The sequence below is a fragment of the Streptomyces bathyalis genome (assembly GCF_015910445.1).
Lineage (GTDB): Bacteria > Actinomycetota > Actinomycetes > Streptomycetales > Streptomycetaceae > Streptomyces > Streptomyces bathyalis.
Window position 1 is genome coordinate 3,645,564 of sequence record NZ_CP048882.1, and the last position, 14,010, is coordinate 3,659,573.

Sequence of the window (14,010 nt, forward strand, 5' to 3'; positions counted from 1 at the left end):
AGGGGGAGCACGGGCGCACGCGGGCTCGGGAAGGCGCGCAACGGCGCGGAACACATTGCCGGGAAGAGCCAATTACCGGAAACTCTCTCTCAGGAAGTACCCGACTCCCTCTAATATCGGTTCTGCCACAGTGAATTCGCCTATCCTTCGCCGTGGCTGCCCCGCCCTCCCCCTGAGCCTGGCGGCCTGGGTGGGGGTCCCCCCAGCCGGGCGAGGGGGAGTGCCCCCAGCCGGCACCCGAAGGCCCTACGGAGCATCGGGGGATGCACATGAACACCGCTCCGCACCTGCTGCCAGAAGACCGGCCCGAGTTCGAACGGGCCGTGGACGAGGCTCTGCGTGACGCAGGCCGGCGTCCTGCCCTGGCTGCGGTGGGCGAGCAGATCAGCGCACAGCAGCTGCGCGTCATGGCTCTCAGCTCCGCGACCGCGATCGCCGCGGACGCCGCGGAGGAGTACGAGCAGTACGTGGCCCTGCGAACCCGGCTGAGGCAACCGGCGGTCGACGCCTCCCGTGCATCTTCGTCCGGCTCGCCGTCCTCCGGTTCGCGATCCGGCGGCGAGGCGGACGCGGAGGGCGGCGAACAGCGCGGTGCCGGAAGCGGGTTGAGCCTCGCCGGCGTGAACGGTGGCGTCACCGAGACCGCGGGAGCCGGGCTGCTCGCCATGATCTCCGTGCTGGTCCCGCTGCTGGCGGGGTCCGCGGCGGTCATCTTCCTGCTGCTGGGCAATCTGCTGCGGGTCGTCTCGCCGGAGCCGTCCATCGCGGCGCCGATGCGCGGCGCGGGCTGGGTCTTCGCCGTACTGGCCGCCGCCGGGATCGTCGTCGCGATGACGGAGCTGTGGCTCACGGCAATGCGCAACGGGGCGGGTGCTCTCAGGAGCCGGGCCGATGACGTGGCGGCGGAGCCGGCCGACGGTGACGAGGGCGAGTCCCGGCTGGCCAGAGAGGTCTCGGCGGCCCGCTCGGTCTGGCGCGAAGCGCTACTGGAACGCGGGATAGTGCCGTTCCTCGCGGACGTGCTGGCAGCTCAGCCGGGCGCCCGTGCGGGGGCCGGGAGCGACGGCCAGGGGCCCGAGGGCCACGACAACGGCTCCTCGTCGGCGTCCGCGCCGGAGGCGGCGCGCGGCCACGAGCGCACTCCGCGGCTCGGCTACTCGGGCCCGGACTTCTCCAGCCGCAGCCCGTCGGACGGCAGGGAGAGCGTCCGCCCGCGCTATTCGAGCCCGGACTACTCCAGCCCGGACTACGGGGGACCGGAGCACAAGCCGGAGTAGGCGCGGCCGGCCGATGAAGGCCGGTGCTGCGCGCCGGTGCAGGACGAGAACGGCGCTCCGAGGGGCGGGCCGGCACCGAGCGCCGGTGTCGGCCGCCCCGCGGCAGCGGTGCTCCGGAGACCTCACTCACCTCATGGCCACGACGCGACCGTCACGCCGGACTGCGGGGCAGACCCCGGGTACCGGGCGGCGGGGGCGCGGCCCAAGAGCGTCAGAGCGGGGCGAGGCGCGCCTTGAGCAGGCAGAACTCGTTGCCTTCGGGGTCGCTCAGGACATGCCACTGCTCCTGCCCCGTCTGGCCGATGTCGGCCGGGCGCGCACCGAGCTTCAGAAGGCGTTCGAGCTCGGCGTCCTGATCGCGGTCGGTGGCGTTGACGTCGATGTGCAGCCGGGACTTCCCCTTCTCCGGCTCGTCCCTGCGGCTGAGGATGATCGTCGGCTGCGGACCGCCGAACCCTTCGCGCGGCCCGATCTCCAGCGTGCCGTCGTCCTCGCGATCCAGCACGACGAAGTCCAGGACCTCGCACCAGAAGCGCGCCAGCACCTCGGGGTCGCGGCAACCGAGCACGAGCTCACTGATACGACATGCCATGACGAAAACCCGCTCTCAGCCTGGGGATCGCCGGGCAGGCCAGACGCGAAGCTCATGGCCTCCCAGCAGTGAGGACAACCTCGTGACCGTACCGGCCGGGACGGGCTCGTGCGAGATGATTTCCGGGAGGGCCGTTCCGGGCGGCGGCCAAGTGAGCCCGCCAGCCGTGCAGTTGGGAAGCCGCTTCGGGAGAGGGGGCCTAGGTGTATTGACCTGATGCGTTGTTCACGCGGCTGATGGGTGGCTTGCCTCCGAGAGCGGTGTGGCAGCGGTGGTAGTTGTAGCTATGGAGGAAGTCTGTCAGGGCTGCGGTGCGTTGGGCGTTGCTGGTGTAGGGCCGCAGGTAGGCCCATTCGTCGAGCAGGGTGCGGTTGAAGCGCTCTACTTTCCCGTTGGTCTGCGGCCGGTAGGGGCGGGTGCGTTTGCCGGTGGCGCCCAGATGGCTGAGGGCTTGCTTCCAGGCGGTGCTGTGGCGGTAGGCGAAGGCGTTGTCGGTGATGACGCGTTCGATGCGGTCGATGCCCAGGCGGGCGAAGTGGACTGCTGCTCGGCGCAGGAAGTCGGCGCAGGTGGTGGCCTTCTCATCGGGGTGGATCTCGCTGTAGGCGAGGCGAGTGTGATCATCGACGGCGGAGTGGATGTAGTCGTAGCCGACTCCGGTCTTGGTCGCACGGGAAGCTTGGCGACCGAGGACTTTGTGGCCTCCCCCGTCGGGGATACGGCCGAGTTTCTTCACATCGACGTGGAGGAGTTCGCCGGGTCGGTCACGTTCGTAGCGGCGGATGACTTGGCCGGTGGGCCGGTCAAGGAAGCACAGACGGTTCAGCCGGTTGCGGGTCAGGACACGGTGGACCGTGGAGGGCGGCAGGCCCAGGATCGGTCCGATCCGGGCCGGCCCGAGTTTGTGTTCGGTGCGAAGAACGCAAACGCGCATCTCCACGTCCGGCGGAGTGCGGTTCGGCAGCCGGTGCGGGCGGCTGGAACGATCGGCCAGACCGGTATCGCCTTCTGCAGCGAATCGCCGCATCCACTTGTGTGCGGTGGTGCGAGAAACGCCCATCTGGGCAGCCACATGCGCTACCGGAAACCCCGAGCGGACACGTTCGACCAGCAACCGCCTGCCGTGCACGGTCAGCCGGGCATTACGGTGGGACACGAAGACCTCCGTTGTGCGGTGAAGCCTAGACACCTCCACCACACCGGAGGTCTTCGCCATGATCAAGACCCACGAACGTCAACAACGCTCGTGATCAATACACCTAGGCCCTGTCTGACAAATAGCGTGGTACGTCCGTCAGGACGTGGGTTGCGGTGTCTGGTGCGTGCGGTCGCAAGGCGGAGGAGGAGAGCGCAGCGGGCTGCGCCGACGAACGACAACGCAGCGAACGTGCGTGCCAGGCGTCGCAACCCAGACGGGATTTGTCAGACAGGGCCTAGCCGGCCGAGGCCACGTCCAGGGCACGCAGGACGTCCGCGGCCAGATCGTCCGGGTCCTCCGCGCCGACCGAAAGACGAACGAAGCCCTCCGGCACGGAGTCCCCGCCCCACCGTCCGCGCCGCTCCGCCGTCGAGCGGACGCCGCCGAAGCTGGTGGCCTCGTCCACGAGGCGCAGCGCGGCGAGGAATCGTTCCGCGTGCTCCTTGCCGGGCAGCGTGAAGGAGACGACGCAACCGAAGCGCCGCATCTGCCGCACTGCGGTCGCGTGCGCGGGGTCACCCGGCAGTCCGGGGTGGCGCACGCCGGTGACCTCGGGGCGCTCCAGAAGGGCCCCCGCGACCGCGAGAGCACCCGCCGCCTGCCGCTGGGTGCGTACGTCGAGCGTCGCCAGCGAGCGGTGCGCGAGCCACGCCTCCATCGGCCCGGGGATCGCCCCGACCAGCTTGCGCCACTGCCGTACGGAGGCGGCGAGTTCGGCGTCCCGGCAGCTGACGTACCCGAGCAGCACGTCGCCGTGACCGGTGAGCGCCTTGGTGCCGCTGGCCACGGAGAAGTCGGCGCCGAGTTCGAGGGGACGCTGGCCCAGCGGCGTCGCGAGGGTGTTGTCGACGGCCACCAGGGCGCCGCGTTCGTGCGCTGCGTCGGCCAGCCGCCGGATGTCGCACACGTCCAGGCCGGGGTTGGACGGCGATTCGATCCACAGCAGCGACGCCCCGTCGAGCAGGGCGAGTTGGGCGTCGCCCGCCGTCGGTGCGGTGCGGACCTCCACGCCGAACCCGTTCAGACGCTCCCTCATCGGTACGAGGAGGTTGTAGCCGTCGTCGGGCAGTACGACGGCGTTGCCGGGGCGTGCCCGGGAGAGCAGCACGGCGGAGATGGCGCCCATGCCGGAGGCGAAGGAGACGGTGTGCACTCCTGAGCCGTCGCTCTGCGCCCCGTGCGAGGGTGACTCCAGCTCGCCGATGGCACGTTCGAGGGCGGTCCAGGTGGGGTTGGCGTCCCGTCCGTACGCGTAGGGCGCGGCTTCGACGTCCCCCGGCAGGTGGTAGTGGGCCGCGAAGACCGGGCCGGGCAGCGGCGGCTGGTACGGCTGCTCCTCCGGCAGGCCCGCCCGTACGACCCTGGTGGCGTCGCTGTCGCTGGTCATGGCTGTGCTCTCCCGTGATGGGCGGCTGCTGCGCCGGTGTCTGTGCGTGCCTGTCCCGTCAGCCCAGCGCGGCGCGCGCGGCGTCCCCGCACTGTGCGCCGTAGCCCGGTCCGAAGAGGACCGCGTGCACCAGCAGATGGTGGAGCTGGTGGAGTGGGACCCGCTCGGCGCGGCCCTCGATGGGACGTACCTCGTCGTACGCGGCGAGGATACGGGAGAGCTGCGGGCAGCCGAACAGCTGGAGGAACGCCAGGTCGGTCTCCGGGTGTCCGCCCTGCGCGGCAGGGTCGATGAGGCGGGCGCGAGGGCCGCCGCCCTGAGCGGGGAAGGAGCCAGGTGCGTCGACGGTCGTCCAGTGGATGTTGCCGGACCACAGATCGCCGTGGATGAGCGCCGGCGGCTGCGGCGGTCCCGCGATCTCGCCGATCCGCTCGCACAGCCGCTCCACGTCACGGGCGTCCGCGGGTTCGATGCCGCCGCGGTCGACGGCCTGGCGCAGGAACGGCAGCAGCCGGTACTCCGCGTGGAAGGCGGGCCACTGGGCGGGATCGGTGACGGCCGCGGAGGGGGAGGGCAGCGGCAGCGTTCCGATGTAGGCGTTGCGGCCGGGAGTTCCGTAGGAGAGCGCGCTGGTCCGGTGCAGTGCTGCCAGGTCGCGCCCGAGGCGGTGGGCCTGCTCGGGGGTGGGCTCCCCCGGCTCCAGCCACTCCAGTACGAGCAGGTCGTCCTCGACGGCGAGGACGTCCGGCACGGCGACGGTGCCCGTCACGGCGAGGAGGGTGAGCCCGGCGGCCTCCGCGGCGAAGAAGCCCGGAGGGCTGCCGGAGAGGGTCTTGGCGAACACCTTGCGGTGCATGCCGTGCCGACCGCCCCGGAGCATGATGCTCCAGGCGTCGCAGATGTCCCCGCCGTCGACGGGGAACACCCTGGTGGCCTCGTCGGCGCTGGTCAGCTGCGCCACACGGTCGGCGAGCGCGGGCATCAGCCGGCTTCTTCCCGGTGACGGGCGCCGGCCGCCCCCGCGGGTCTGTGCTCCAGGGCCGCGGCCGCCTCGGCGAGCACGCCGGGCACGGCCGCCTCGACGAGACGCAGCACGTCGTCGAAACCCTGTGCGCCGCCGTAGTACGGGTCGGGCACGTCGAAGCCGAAGCCGTCGCCCTCGGAGGCGCTCGGGTCGTAGCTGCGCAGGAGGCGTACCTTCGCGGCGTCGTCCGGGGTGGGGGCCATGGCGCGCAGTTCGCGCTCGTGCCCCTCGTCGAGTGCGACGACCAGGTCGTGCTCCTCGAACCAGCTCGGGTCGAACTGCCGCGCGCAGTGGACCAGTTCGTATCCGGCGGCCTCCAGCGTCCCGGCCGTGCGCGGGTCGGCGGGGTCACCGACGTGCCAGCCGCCGGTGCCGGCGCTGCTCGCGGTGATCCGGTCCTCCAGACCCGCCTCCGTCACATGGAAGCGGAAGACGGCCTCGGCCATGGGGGAACGGCAGATGTTGCCGGTGCAGACGAAACAGACGCGGAAGGTGTCCATTCGCTCTCCGTGTTCGCTCTGTGCCGGCATGTGGTCACCGGACTCTCGTACTCGCTCTCCATGCTCGCGCGCCGGGCGCGCTCTCAGTCCCGGTCCGGGAGAACCATGTGCAGCGCCCACGCCACGATGGAGATGATCAGGCCGCCGAGGAACGCCGTTCCGAATCCGTCCACGTGGAAGCTCACATCGAGCTGGTCCGAGACCCACGAAGTGAGCATCAGCATCAGCGCGTTGATCACCAGCGTGAACAGACCGAGGGTGAGCACCAGGAGCGGCAGCGAGATGAACTTCAGCAGCGGCTTGACCACGAAGTTCACGACGCCGAAGATCAACGCCACGACTATCAGCGTCACGGCCTTCGAAGCGGTGTCGGCGCCGGTGAGTTCGATGCCGGACACGAGCCACGTCGCGATCGCGAGGGCACCCGCATTGGCGACCGTCTTGATGAGGAAATTCGTCATAGTGTGATCGTGGCAGAGGCTGATCGCCGGAGCACACACGGCCCGTGAAGTCTCTGCCGGGCGAGGGGCGGAACCGGCGGCGTGCGGGCGCGAGGACGATCGACAAGGGGTGGACGGGGAGATGAAGGAGTTCCGGCTCGAGGAGCTGGAGGCTCAGCGCGTCCTTCATGAGGGCGCGTACCTCCAGTTCCTGCGGGAGCGCCACATGTCCGTCGGGCTCTACGCCTTGGACCGGGGCACGAGCGATCCGCAGAAGCCGCACAAGCAGGACGAGGTGTACTTCGTCGTCAGCGGCCGCGGGGCGATCACCGTCGGGGACGAGACCACCGCCGTCGCGCGGGGAAGCGTCGTGTATGTGCCGGCCGGAGTGCCGCACAAGTTCCATCACATCGCCGAGGACCTGCGGGTGATGGTGGTCTTCGCGCCGCCCGAGAGCTGAGGCCCGCGAACGCCTCCCGCCCGCGCGGCTCAGGGTCGCGGTGGGGGACGATTCAGGGGTGGGCCGGGGTCGGCGGCCCTCCCGGCTCGGCTCCCGGCGCTCTAGCATCGGTGGTGCAGGGGCGGCGGACCGTGCCGCCGCGCAGCAGCCCGTAACGCACCGGCCCGCGACGAGCGGTGCCGGACCGGCCGACAGGAGCCAGACATGGACGCCAAGGGGATCTTGAGAAGCCTGCCGTGGTGGGTGAAGTGGGTCGCGATCCCGGTCATCGCCGTCGTCGTCTTCGGCGGTCTGATCGCCAGCGTCGTCGGCTTCCTGATCGGTCTCCTCTTCAAGGTGCTGATCTTCGCCGCCCTCGTCGGCGGACTCATCTACCTGGTCAGGCACTTCACTTCGGCTTCCTCCTCTTCCCGCCACGACGAGTCGTGACCTCCGGGCCAGTTGGCGCCCGCGGGTCCGTGCTCCCGGGTGCGCCCACGGCCATGGGCGCTCCCGTCCTTGCGGCGGCGCCCGCGGGGACACCTTCCGCCGCCACCGCCCGGTTCCGGTCCGAGGAGACGACGAGGGCGGCCAGCAGCGTCGTCACCGGCACCGAGGCCACCAGCCCGATCGAGCCGACGAGCGTGCGGACGATCTCCTCCGCGACGACCTCGCTCGTCGCCACCGTGGTCACGCCGCTGCGCGCGATGGAGAACAGCAGCATCAGCGGCAGCGCGGCGCCCGCGTAGGCCAGCACAAGGGTGTTGACCACCGACGCGATGTGATCCCGCCCGATGCGCATCGCCGATCCGTACAACCTCCGCCAGCCGGCGCCCGGATCGGCCTCCTTCAGCTCCCACACCGCAGACGTCTGCGTGACCGTCACGTCGTCGAGCACGCCTAGCGAGCCGATCAGCACGCCCGCCAGCAGCAGGCCCTGGATGCCGATGCCGGGGAAGAGTCCGTGGACCAGGCCCGTCTGGTCGTCGGTGTTGCCCGTCAGATGGGCCCAGCCGATGAAGAGGGAGCCGAGCACACCGATCAGCAGCAGCGAGATCAGGGTGCCCAGGACGGCCACGGACGTACGGGCGGACAGGCCGTGGCACAGATACAGCGTGGCCAGCATGATCGCACTGCCCCCGATGACCGCCACCACCAGGGGATTCGAACCCTGAAGTATCGCGGGCAGGATGAACAGGCTCAGCACCGCGAAGCTCACCGCGAGACCCACGAGCGCGAGCACGCCGCGCAGCCGCCCCACCAGCACGACGAACAGCGCGAAGATGCCCGCGAGCAGCACCATCGGCAGCTTCCGGTCGACGTCGATGACGCTGTAGCGCAGCTCGGGCGGTGCCTTGGCGGCGTAGGCGACGACGACGTCCTGCCCGGCGGAGTAGGTGCGGGTGGCGTCGGGGGTGATGACCTCGGTGAACGTGCTGCCCTTGTCCTTGCCGGCGGTGACCTCGACTGTCGCCTTGCGGCACGTTCCGCCGGCCTTGCCCCCGCCACCCGCGCCGCCGGCGCCCGCGGACTGCCCGGGGGTCTGGCCCGGCTGCCCCGCGGGCGGCTGCGCGTTCACGTCCTTGCAGTCGACGACGCGCACCGCGGTGACACGTGCCGGGAGGGTGGGCCGGTCGAATCCGACGCCGCTGGGCCCGCCCTTCTCGGGCACTCCGCCGGGCCACAGCACGACGAGCCCGGCGAGTACGGCCACGGCGAAGGGGATCAGCACCGCCGCGATGACCTTGCGCAGATGCCGGGAGACCGGGGCCGGGGGCCCGTGGCTGTGCGCGTGGGAGTGCCCGTGCCCGGGCGCGCTCTCGTGCCGGCGCTGGTGTGCGAGCGTGGCGCGGCGTTCTCCCTCACGGTCCTGTCCCGGAACCGGAACGGGTTCGGAGGAGCCTGGTGCGTGCCGGTCCATGCCGGACCGCGGGGTAGGAGTCACGCCCCCGATCATTGCAAAGCACGGGCCGAAGGGCGCTCTGTTCATCACCACCTTCATACGACTAGCGTGGAGATGCCTTTGCACATCGCGGGAGCTCCGAGCACGGGGCTGAGAGGGCGCTGACCTCCGTTCGACCGGGATCAACGGACAACGGAAAAGGCTGCGTCGACCGCCGAACCTGTTACCGGGTAATGCCGGCGTAGGGAGTTGGTCCCATGACCATGCAGGATGCACGTACGCCCTCGGCCGAGAACGCGCCTCGTGAACTCGGCTGGCACAAGGGGTATCTGAGCGGATCGCGCACGGACCTGCGGGTCCCGGTCCGCCGTGTGCACCTCACCAACGACCAGGATGTGACGCTCTACGACACATCCGGGCCGTACACCGATCCCAACATCGAGACCGACGTGCGCCGCGGGCTGTCACCGCTGCGCCAGAACTGGATCATCGAACGCGACGACACGGAGGAGTACGCGGGCCGTGAACTGCGGCCCGAGGACAACGGAATCAAGCACACCACGCCTCGCGGCGGCGCCCTCGGCCGGAGCGGGAGGAACGGCGGCAACGGCTCCCCGGGTCTCGACGGCCTCGACGCCGTCTTCCCCGGCCGCCCCCGCAGGCCCCGCCGGGGCCGCGAGGGCCCGGACGGCCTGGCGTCCGTCTCCCAACTCGCCTACGCCAGGCGCGGGCTGGTGACTCCGGAGATGGAGTACGTGGCGATCCGTGAGAGCTGCTCTCCCGAGTTCGTGCGGGACGAGATCGCGGCGGGCCGCGCCGTGCTGCCCGCCAACGTCAACCACCCCGAGACCGAGCCGATGATCATCGGCAAGAACTTCCTGGTGAAGGTCAACGCCAACATCGGCAACTCGGCCGTCACCTCCTCCATCGAGGAGGAGGTGGAGAAGATGACGTGGGCGACCCGCTGGGGCGCCGACACCGTCATGGACCTCTCCACCGGGCGCAACATCCACACCACTCGCGAGTGGGTGCTGCGCAACTCCCCCGTCCCCATCGGCACGGTGCCCCTCTACCAGGCACTGGAGAAGGTCGACGGCAAGGCCGAGGAGCTGAGCTGGGAGGTCTACAAGGACACCGTCATCGAGCAGTGCGAGCAGGGCGTCGACTACATGACGGTGCACGCGGGAGTGCTGCTGCGCTACGTGCCGCTGACCGCCCGCCGCAAGACGGGCATCGTCTCGCGCGGCGGCTCGATCATGGCAGCCTGGTGCCTCGCCCACCACCAAGAGAGCTTCCTGTACACGCACTTCGCGGAGCTCTGCGACATCCTGCGCAGCTACGACGTCACCTTCTCCCTCGGGGACGGGCTGCGGCCCGGCTCCGTCGCGGACGCCAACGACGAGGCGCAGATGGCCGAGCTGGACACCCTCGGCGAGCTCAACCGCATCGCCAGGGAGCACGACGTCCAGACGATGATCGAGGGCCCGGGCCATGTCCCGATGCACAAGATCAAGGAGAACGTCGACCGTCAGCAGCGGGTCTGCGACGAGGCGCCGTTCTACACCCTGGGCCCGCTCACCACCGACATCGCACCCGGCTACGACCACATCACCAGTGGCATCGGCGCCGCGATGATCGGCTGGTGGGGCACGGCGATGCTCTGCTACGTCACCCCCAAGGAACATCTGGGGCTGCCGGACCGGGACGACGTCAAGACCGGTGTGATCACGTACAAGATCGCGGCTCATGCGGCGGACCTGGCCAAGGGCCATCCGGCAGCGCAGGAGTGGGACGACGCGCTGTCCGACGCCCGGTTCGAGTTCCGCTGGGAGGACCAGTTCAACCTGGCCCTCGATCCGGACACGGCGCGCGCCTTCCATGACGCGACGCTGCCGGCGGAGCCGGCGAAGACTGCTCACTTCTGCTCGATGTGCGGGCCGAAGTTCTGCTCGATGAAGATCAGCAGGAGCATCAACGAGCAGTTCGGCTCCGACCAGGACGGAACGCTGAACGAGGAGGAGATCCGGGAGGGCATGCTCGCCAAGTCCCGGGAGTTCGCCGAGACCGGTAACAGGGTCTACCTGCCCATCTCTGAGTAGTCGATCGGGCGTTGCTGAGGAGCCGGCACCGGACCGGGTAATTCGTCCGGTGCCGGCTCCTGTTCTTTCCAGCGCCCACCACGTAACCGCGACGGCTGACGGCGCTGGCAGCGTGAATGCCGCGGGTGCACAGGCGCCGCGTGTTCTGCGCAGACCGCGTCAGGCGGGGTGGTGAAGTATCCCTTTGGCGTAGTTGCTTCGATCCTGCCGCGCTCGTATTTCCGGGGCAGCCGATCGGGCCGGCGGGAGGAGCACCTGTGGATCGGAGTCGAAGGCCGGGGCGGCCGGTCGGGGTGGACCTCTCGGAGGGATTCGGCGAGCGGCTGCTGGGGCAGCTGCTGGACCGGGCTCACGAGCTGCCGGCCGAGCAGATCGCCCCGCTGATTGCGGAGGAGATCGCCAAGATCGGTGGCCGGGAGGTCTCCATCCACCTGCAGGACTACGAGCAGTTGATGCTGGCGCCGCTGCCGGGCCGTGGACTCGTTGTCGGCGAGGCGCTGCCCATCGACGGTTCACGCGCGGGTGAGGCTTTCCTCAGCAAGCATGTGGTCGAGGAGCCGCAGCCGGGGGGTGTGCGGATGTATCTGCCGTTGCTCGACGGCAGTGACGAGGTCGGCGTCATGTCCCTCACCCTGGACACGGTCGAGGAGGACGACCGGCGGCTGCTGGGGAGACTCGCGGGCCTTGTCGCAGACATGGTGGTCACCAAGAGCAATTACACGGACGAATTCTTCAAGGTCCGGCGGCTCGGCAAGCCCTTGACCGTGGCCGCTGAAATTCAGTGGTCGCTGCTGCCTCCGCTGTCGATGAACACCCCGCAGGTTTCCGTGGCCGGTGTGTTGGAGCCCGCCCATGAGATCGCCGGGGACAGCCTGGATTACGCCCTCAACGGCAACATCCTGCATCTGGCCATCATCGACGCCATGGGCCACGAGCTGAACGCCGCAGTGCTGGCCACCGTCGCCATCGGCGCATACCGGCACGCCAGGCGCGCGGAGATCGGGCTCGCGGAGCTGTACTCCTTCATGGACAGAGCCATCGACGCGCAGTTCGGGCCGGACCAGTTCGTCACCGCGCAGATGCTGCGCCTGGACGTCGAAACCGGCCGGCTGCAGTGGGTCAACGCAGGCCACGCCGCGCCCCTGCTCATCCGCGGTCACCGGGTCATCCGGAAGCTGGAGGGTCCGACCACGCTGCCGGTGGGCTTCGGCGGCGCCGAACCGCAGGTCTCCACCATTCAACTGTCCAAGGATGACCGGGTGATGTTCTACACCGACGGCCTCACCGAGGAACACCGGATCGGCGGGGAACAGTTCGGCGAGACACGCATGATCAACACCATCGAGCGCACCGGACCGGTCACAGCCGGCGTGGGAGCGATGGCACGGGAACTCTCCCAGTCCTTGATGCGGGAGCGGGGCGGGACCACCAGCGACGACGCGACGCTCTTCCTCATCGAATGGCACGGCGGCAGCGCCGACCATCTCGCCGTCCCGGATCTCTAGCCCGCTGGCTCTGATCGAGCACCATGGTCAGAAACCCAGCGTGCGGGCATATTCGCCGGAGGCCCTTTCTGACTGCGGCCTCACTCCGACGAGGGGGCCTGACCTGCTGGTTCGTCGGAAGTCACCACCGAGGTGTCGGCAGACGGCGGCCCCCGTCGCTCGAGGTGCTTGTCGATCCGCGCCATCAGCGCCTCTGCTCGCCTGTTCAGCTCGTCGGCGGGTGGCAGATCATCGTCGAACTTCATGTGTGCCGGGCCGTCCGCCGGGTTGCCTGCCATACCGCATGCCCCTCGCCTGTCAACAGTCTTGCCTGTCTTGACTCTGAGTACATCAAGAGTCGCTCTCGGCGCGTATGGTCAGAAGACCCAACGGCTTTACGGCGCGACCCGTAAAGAGGGATGTGAACTCATGGCCAACGACCTTGACCCTGCGTCATCGATGGCAGCAGTGTTCGGGGCGCGTCTGCGCCGCCTGCGCGTGAGTGCGGGGCTGACTCAGGCAGAACTGGGACGGAGCGTTCACGTCGTTGGCGCGCGCATCGCACAGGTGGAGCGCGCCACGGGGCACAAGCCCACAGTCGAGTTGGCACGCTTGCTGGACGAAGAACTCGGCGCCGACCATTTGTTCGCGGATCTTTGGCCACACGTGTACCGCGAGGCGTTTCCGGACTGGTCGCGGCGCTTCATGGAATTGTCCGCTCTCGCGACCGCGATGCATCAGTATGCGGCGCATGTGGTTCCCGGCATGCTGCAGACCACGGGTTATGCACGAGCGCTGCTGGAGGTCGGCCGGACGCTGCGTACCTCGGAGCAACTTGAGGAGCGGCTGGCAGCGCGTATGAATCGTCACGACCAGCTGGCCGGCCCCGACGGACTGGATCTGTGGGTGGTGCTCGACGAGTCGGTCCTGCGGCGCCGCATCGGCGGCCGGGCCGCAATGCGCGCCCAGCTCGCGCGACTTGTCGAAACGGTGGAAGGACAGCGTGTGACGGTGCAGGTATTACCTTTCAGCAGCGGGGAGCACGCGACTCTCGGCGGGTCGCTCACGATGCTCACCCTCCCGGACAGGTCGAAGGTGGCGTATACCGAGGGCGCGGAGTCCGGACAGCTGGTCGAAGAGCCGGAGGACGTCGAGAGCTACGCCGCGACATACGAGCGTCTCAGGGCACTTGCACTTCCCCCGAGGACGTCCGCAGAGCTGATCAGAGCCGCAATGGAGGAAATCGACCATGACCCTCGCATGCCGTCCCGAGCTCAGCGCCGCCGTCTGGCGCAAGTCCAGTCACAGCAACCAAGAGGGGGGCGACTGCGTGGAGGTGGCGGACGGATTTCCGGACGTCGTTCCCGTGCGTGACAGCAAGTGCCCGAACGGTCCCGCGCTCGTGATGCCGACGCACTCGTTCAGCACCTTCATCTCCGCCGTCGGCCGTGGCCTGTTGACCGACTGACGTACCGCACAACGCCCCGTTGCCCAACTGGAAGAGCAACGGAGCGGCCCCCAAGTGGCAGGAAGCTGCCCCCGGTTCGGGCCTCTACGGGCACCGGCCGGGGGCAGCGCCGTTTTCAGGGAGGTGATACGAGCCCTGTTGCGCCGGGCCTCCGGCGGCCGGTCCGCCACCGGTGGCGTGACCGTGGGCCTGCAGACTC

Annotated in this window: 15 protein-coding genes; 7 read left to right on the forward strand and 8 right to left on the reverse strand. The window is 69.5% G+C overall.

What is annotated here, in order from left to right; all coding sequences use genetic code 11:
• Nucleotides 1-263: 263 nt before the first annotated feature.
• A complete protein-coding gene (locus G4Z16_RS15845) occupies nucleotides 264-1,277 on the forward strand; it encodes a hypothetical protein (protein ID WP_197351425.1) in 1,014 nt (337 codons plus the stop codon).
• Between the two features lie 211 nt (nucleotides 1,278-1,488).
• Here the strand turns inward: G4Z16_RS15845 and G4Z16_RS15850 are convergent, their stop codons facing one another.
• The 6 genes from G4Z16_RS15850 to G4Z16_RS15875 form a co-directional block, all read right to left on the reverse strand.
• Nucleotides 1,489-1,869: a VOC family protein gene (locus tag G4Z16_RS15850; RefSeq protein ID WP_197351426.1), complete on the reverse strand. Its 381-nt coding sequence runs from the start codon at nucleotides 1,867-1,869 to the stop codon at nucleotides 1,489-1,491.
• 199 nt (nucleotides 1,870-2,068) lie between these two features.
• Nucleotides 2,069-3,025, reverse strand: coding sequence for an IS481 family transposase (locus tag G4Z16_RS15855; RefSeq protein ID WP_197354637.1), 957 nt, complete (start codon nucleotides 3,023-3,025; stop codon nucleotides 2,069-2,071).
• Nucleotides 3,026-3,302: 277 nt separating this feature from the next.
• Nucleotides 3,303-4,454, reverse strand: coding sequence for a cystathionine gamma-lyase (locus tag G4Z16_RS15860; RefSeq protein WP_197351427.1), 1,152 nt, complete (start codon nucleotides 4,452-4,454; stop codon nucleotides 3,303-3,305).
• A 58-nt stretch (nucleotides 4,455-4,512) separates the two neighbouring features.
• Nucleotides 4,513-5,436, reverse strand: a complete 924-nt coding sequence (locus G4Z16_RS15865) for a fructosamine kinase family protein (protein ID WP_197351428.1) — start codon at nucleotides 5,434-5,436, stop codon at nucleotides 4,513-4,515.
• The gene (locus G4Z16_RS15870) at nucleotides 5,436-5,978 is read right to left on the reverse strand and encodes a low molecular weight protein-tyrosine-phosphatase (RefSeq protein ID WP_197351429.1); all 543 of its coding nucleotides are present in this window, start codon (nucleotides 5,976-5,978) and stop codon (nucleotides 5,436-5,438) included. The genes G4Z16_RS15865 and G4Z16_RS15870 overlap by 1 nt, the downstream gene beginning before the upstream one ends.
• Nucleotides 5,979-6,061: 83 nt before the next feature.
• Nucleotides 6,062-6,439 (reverse strand): phage holin family protein, encoded by a 378-nt coding sequence (locus tag G4Z16_RS15875; RefSeq protein ID WP_197351430.1) that lies wholly within the window; start codon nucleotides 6,437-6,439, stop codon nucleotides 6,062-6,064.
• 121 nt (nucleotides 6,440-6,560) lie between these two features.
• Between G4Z16_RS15875 and G4Z16_RS15880 the strand changes: the two genes are divergently transcribed.
• Together G4Z16_RS15880 and G4Z16_RS15885 are read left to right on the forward strand one after the other, a co-directional pair.
• Nucleotides 6,561-6,878 carry a cupin domain-containing protein gene (locus G4Z16_RS15880; protein ID WP_197351431.1) on the forward strand — a complete coding sequence of 106 codons (318 nt, stop codon included), beginning with the start codon at nucleotides 6,561-6,563 and terminating at the stop codon, nucleotides 6,876-6,878.
• Between the two features lie 204 nt (nucleotides 6,879-7,082).
• Nucleotides 7,083-7,307, forward strand: coding sequence for a DUF5326 family protein (locus G4Z16_RS15885; RefSeq protein ID WP_197351432.1), 225 nt, complete (start codon nucleotides 7,083-7,085; stop codon nucleotides 7,305-7,307).
• Here G4Z16_RS15885 and G4Z16_RS15890 read toward each other — a convergent pair.
• A complete protein-coding gene (locus G4Z16_RS15890; RefSeq protein ID WP_197354639.1) occupies nucleotides 7,267-8,778 on the reverse strand; it encodes a YibE/F family protein in 1,512 nt (503 codons plus the stop codon). The two genes, G4Z16_RS15885 and G4Z16_RS15890, sit on opposite strands and share 41 nt — an antisense overlap.
• 239 nt (nucleotides 8,779-9,017) lie before the next feature.
• Between G4Z16_RS15890 and thiC the strand changes: the two genes are divergently transcribed.
• A complete protein-coding gene (gene thiC, locus G4Z16_RS15895) occupies nucleotides 9,018-10,859 on the forward strand; it encodes a phosphomethylpyrimidine synthase ThiC (RefSeq protein ID WP_197351433.1) in 1,842 nt (613 codons plus the stop codon).
• A 257-nt stretch (nucleotides 10,860-11,116) separates the two neighbouring features.
• Nucleotides 11,117-12,364, forward strand: a complete 1,248-nt coding sequence (locus tag G4Z16_RS15900) for a PP2C family protein-serine/threonine phosphatase (RefSeq protein ID WP_246530884.1) — start codon at nucleotides 11,117-11,119, stop codon at nucleotides 12,362-12,364.
• Between the two features lie 80 nt (nucleotides 12,365-12,444).
• Here G4Z16_RS15900 and G4Z16_RS15905 read toward each other — a convergent pair whose 3' ends face one another.
• Nucleotides 12,445-12,642 carry a hypothetical protein gene (locus G4Z16_RS15905; RefSeq protein ID WP_197351435.1) on the reverse strand — a complete coding sequence of 66 codons (198 nt, stop codon included), beginning with the start codon at nucleotides 12,640-12,642 and terminating at the stop codon, nucleotides 12,445-12,447.
• Between the two features lie 130 nt (nucleotides 12,643-12,772).
• Between G4Z16_RS15905 and G4Z16_RS15910 the strand changes: the two genes are divergently transcribed.
• The gene (locus G4Z16_RS15910; RefSeq protein WP_246530885.1) at nucleotides 12,773-13,717 is read left to right on the forward strand and encodes a helix-turn-helix domain-containing protein; all 945 of its coding nucleotides are present in this window, start codon (nucleotides 12,773-12,775) and stop codon (nucleotides 13,715-13,717) included.
• On the forward strand, nucleotides 13,680-13,811 hold the full coding sequence (locus G4Z16_RS32535) for a DUF397 domain-containing protein (protein WP_246530886.1): 132 nt from the start codon (nucleotides 13,680-13,682) through the stop codon (nucleotides 13,809-13,811). Before G4Z16_RS15910 ends, G4Z16_RS32535 begins: the two co-directional genes overlap by 38 nt.
• The last annotated feature ends 199 nt before the right edge of the window (nucleotides 13,812-14,010 follow it).

Bases quoted from the DNA above. Each gene is read 5' to 3' on its own strand.
- G4Z16_RS15845 (WP_197351425.1), top strand. From the start codon at position 264: ATGCACATGAACACCGCTCCGCACCTGCTGCCAGAAGACCGGCCCGAG.
- G4Z16_RS15850 (WP_197351426.1), bottom strand. From the start codon at position 1,869: ATGGCATGTCGTATCAGTGAGCTCGTGCTCGGTTGCCGCGACCCCGAG.
- G4Z16_RS15860 (WP_197351427.1), bottom strand. From the start codon at position 4,454: ATGACCAGCGACAGCGACGCCACCAGGGTCGTACGGGCGGGCCTGCCG.
- G4Z16_RS15865 (WP_197351428.1), bottom strand. From the start codon at position 5,436: ATGCCCGCGCTCGCCGACCGTGTGGCGCAGCTGACCAGCGCCGACGAG.
- G4Z16_RS15870 (WP_197351429.1), bottom strand. From the start codon at position 5,978: ATGGACACCTTCCGCGTCTGTTTCGTCTGCACCGGCAACATCTGCCGT.
- G4Z16_RS15875 (WP_197351430.1), bottom strand. From the start codon at position 6,439: ATGACGAATTTCCTCATCAAGACGGTCGCCAATGCGGGTGCCCTCGCG.
- G4Z16_RS15880 (WP_197351431.1), top strand. From the start codon at position 6,561: ATGAAGGAGTTCCGGCTCGAGGAGCTGGAGGCTCAGCGCGTCCTTCAT.
- G4Z16_RS15885 (WP_197351432.1), top strand. From the start codon at position 7,083: ATGGACGCCAAGGGGATCTTGAGAAGCCTGCCGTGGTGGGTGAAGTGG.
- G4Z16_RS15890 (WP_197354639.1), bottom strand. From the start codon at position 8,778: ATGGACCGGCACGCACCAGGCTCCTCCGAACCCGTTCCGGTTCCGGGA.
- thiC (WP_197351433.1), top strand. From the start codon at position 9,018: ATGACCATGCAGGATGCACGTACGCCCTCGGCCGAGAACGCGCCTCGT.
- G4Z16_RS15905 (WP_197351435.1), bottom strand. From the start codon at position 12,642: ATGGCAGGCAACCCGGCGGACGGCCCGGCACACATGAAGTTCGACGAT.
- G4Z16_RS15910 (WP_246530885.1), top strand. From the start codon at position 12,773: ATGGCCAACGACCTTGACCCTGCGTCATCGATGGCAGCAGTGTTCGGG.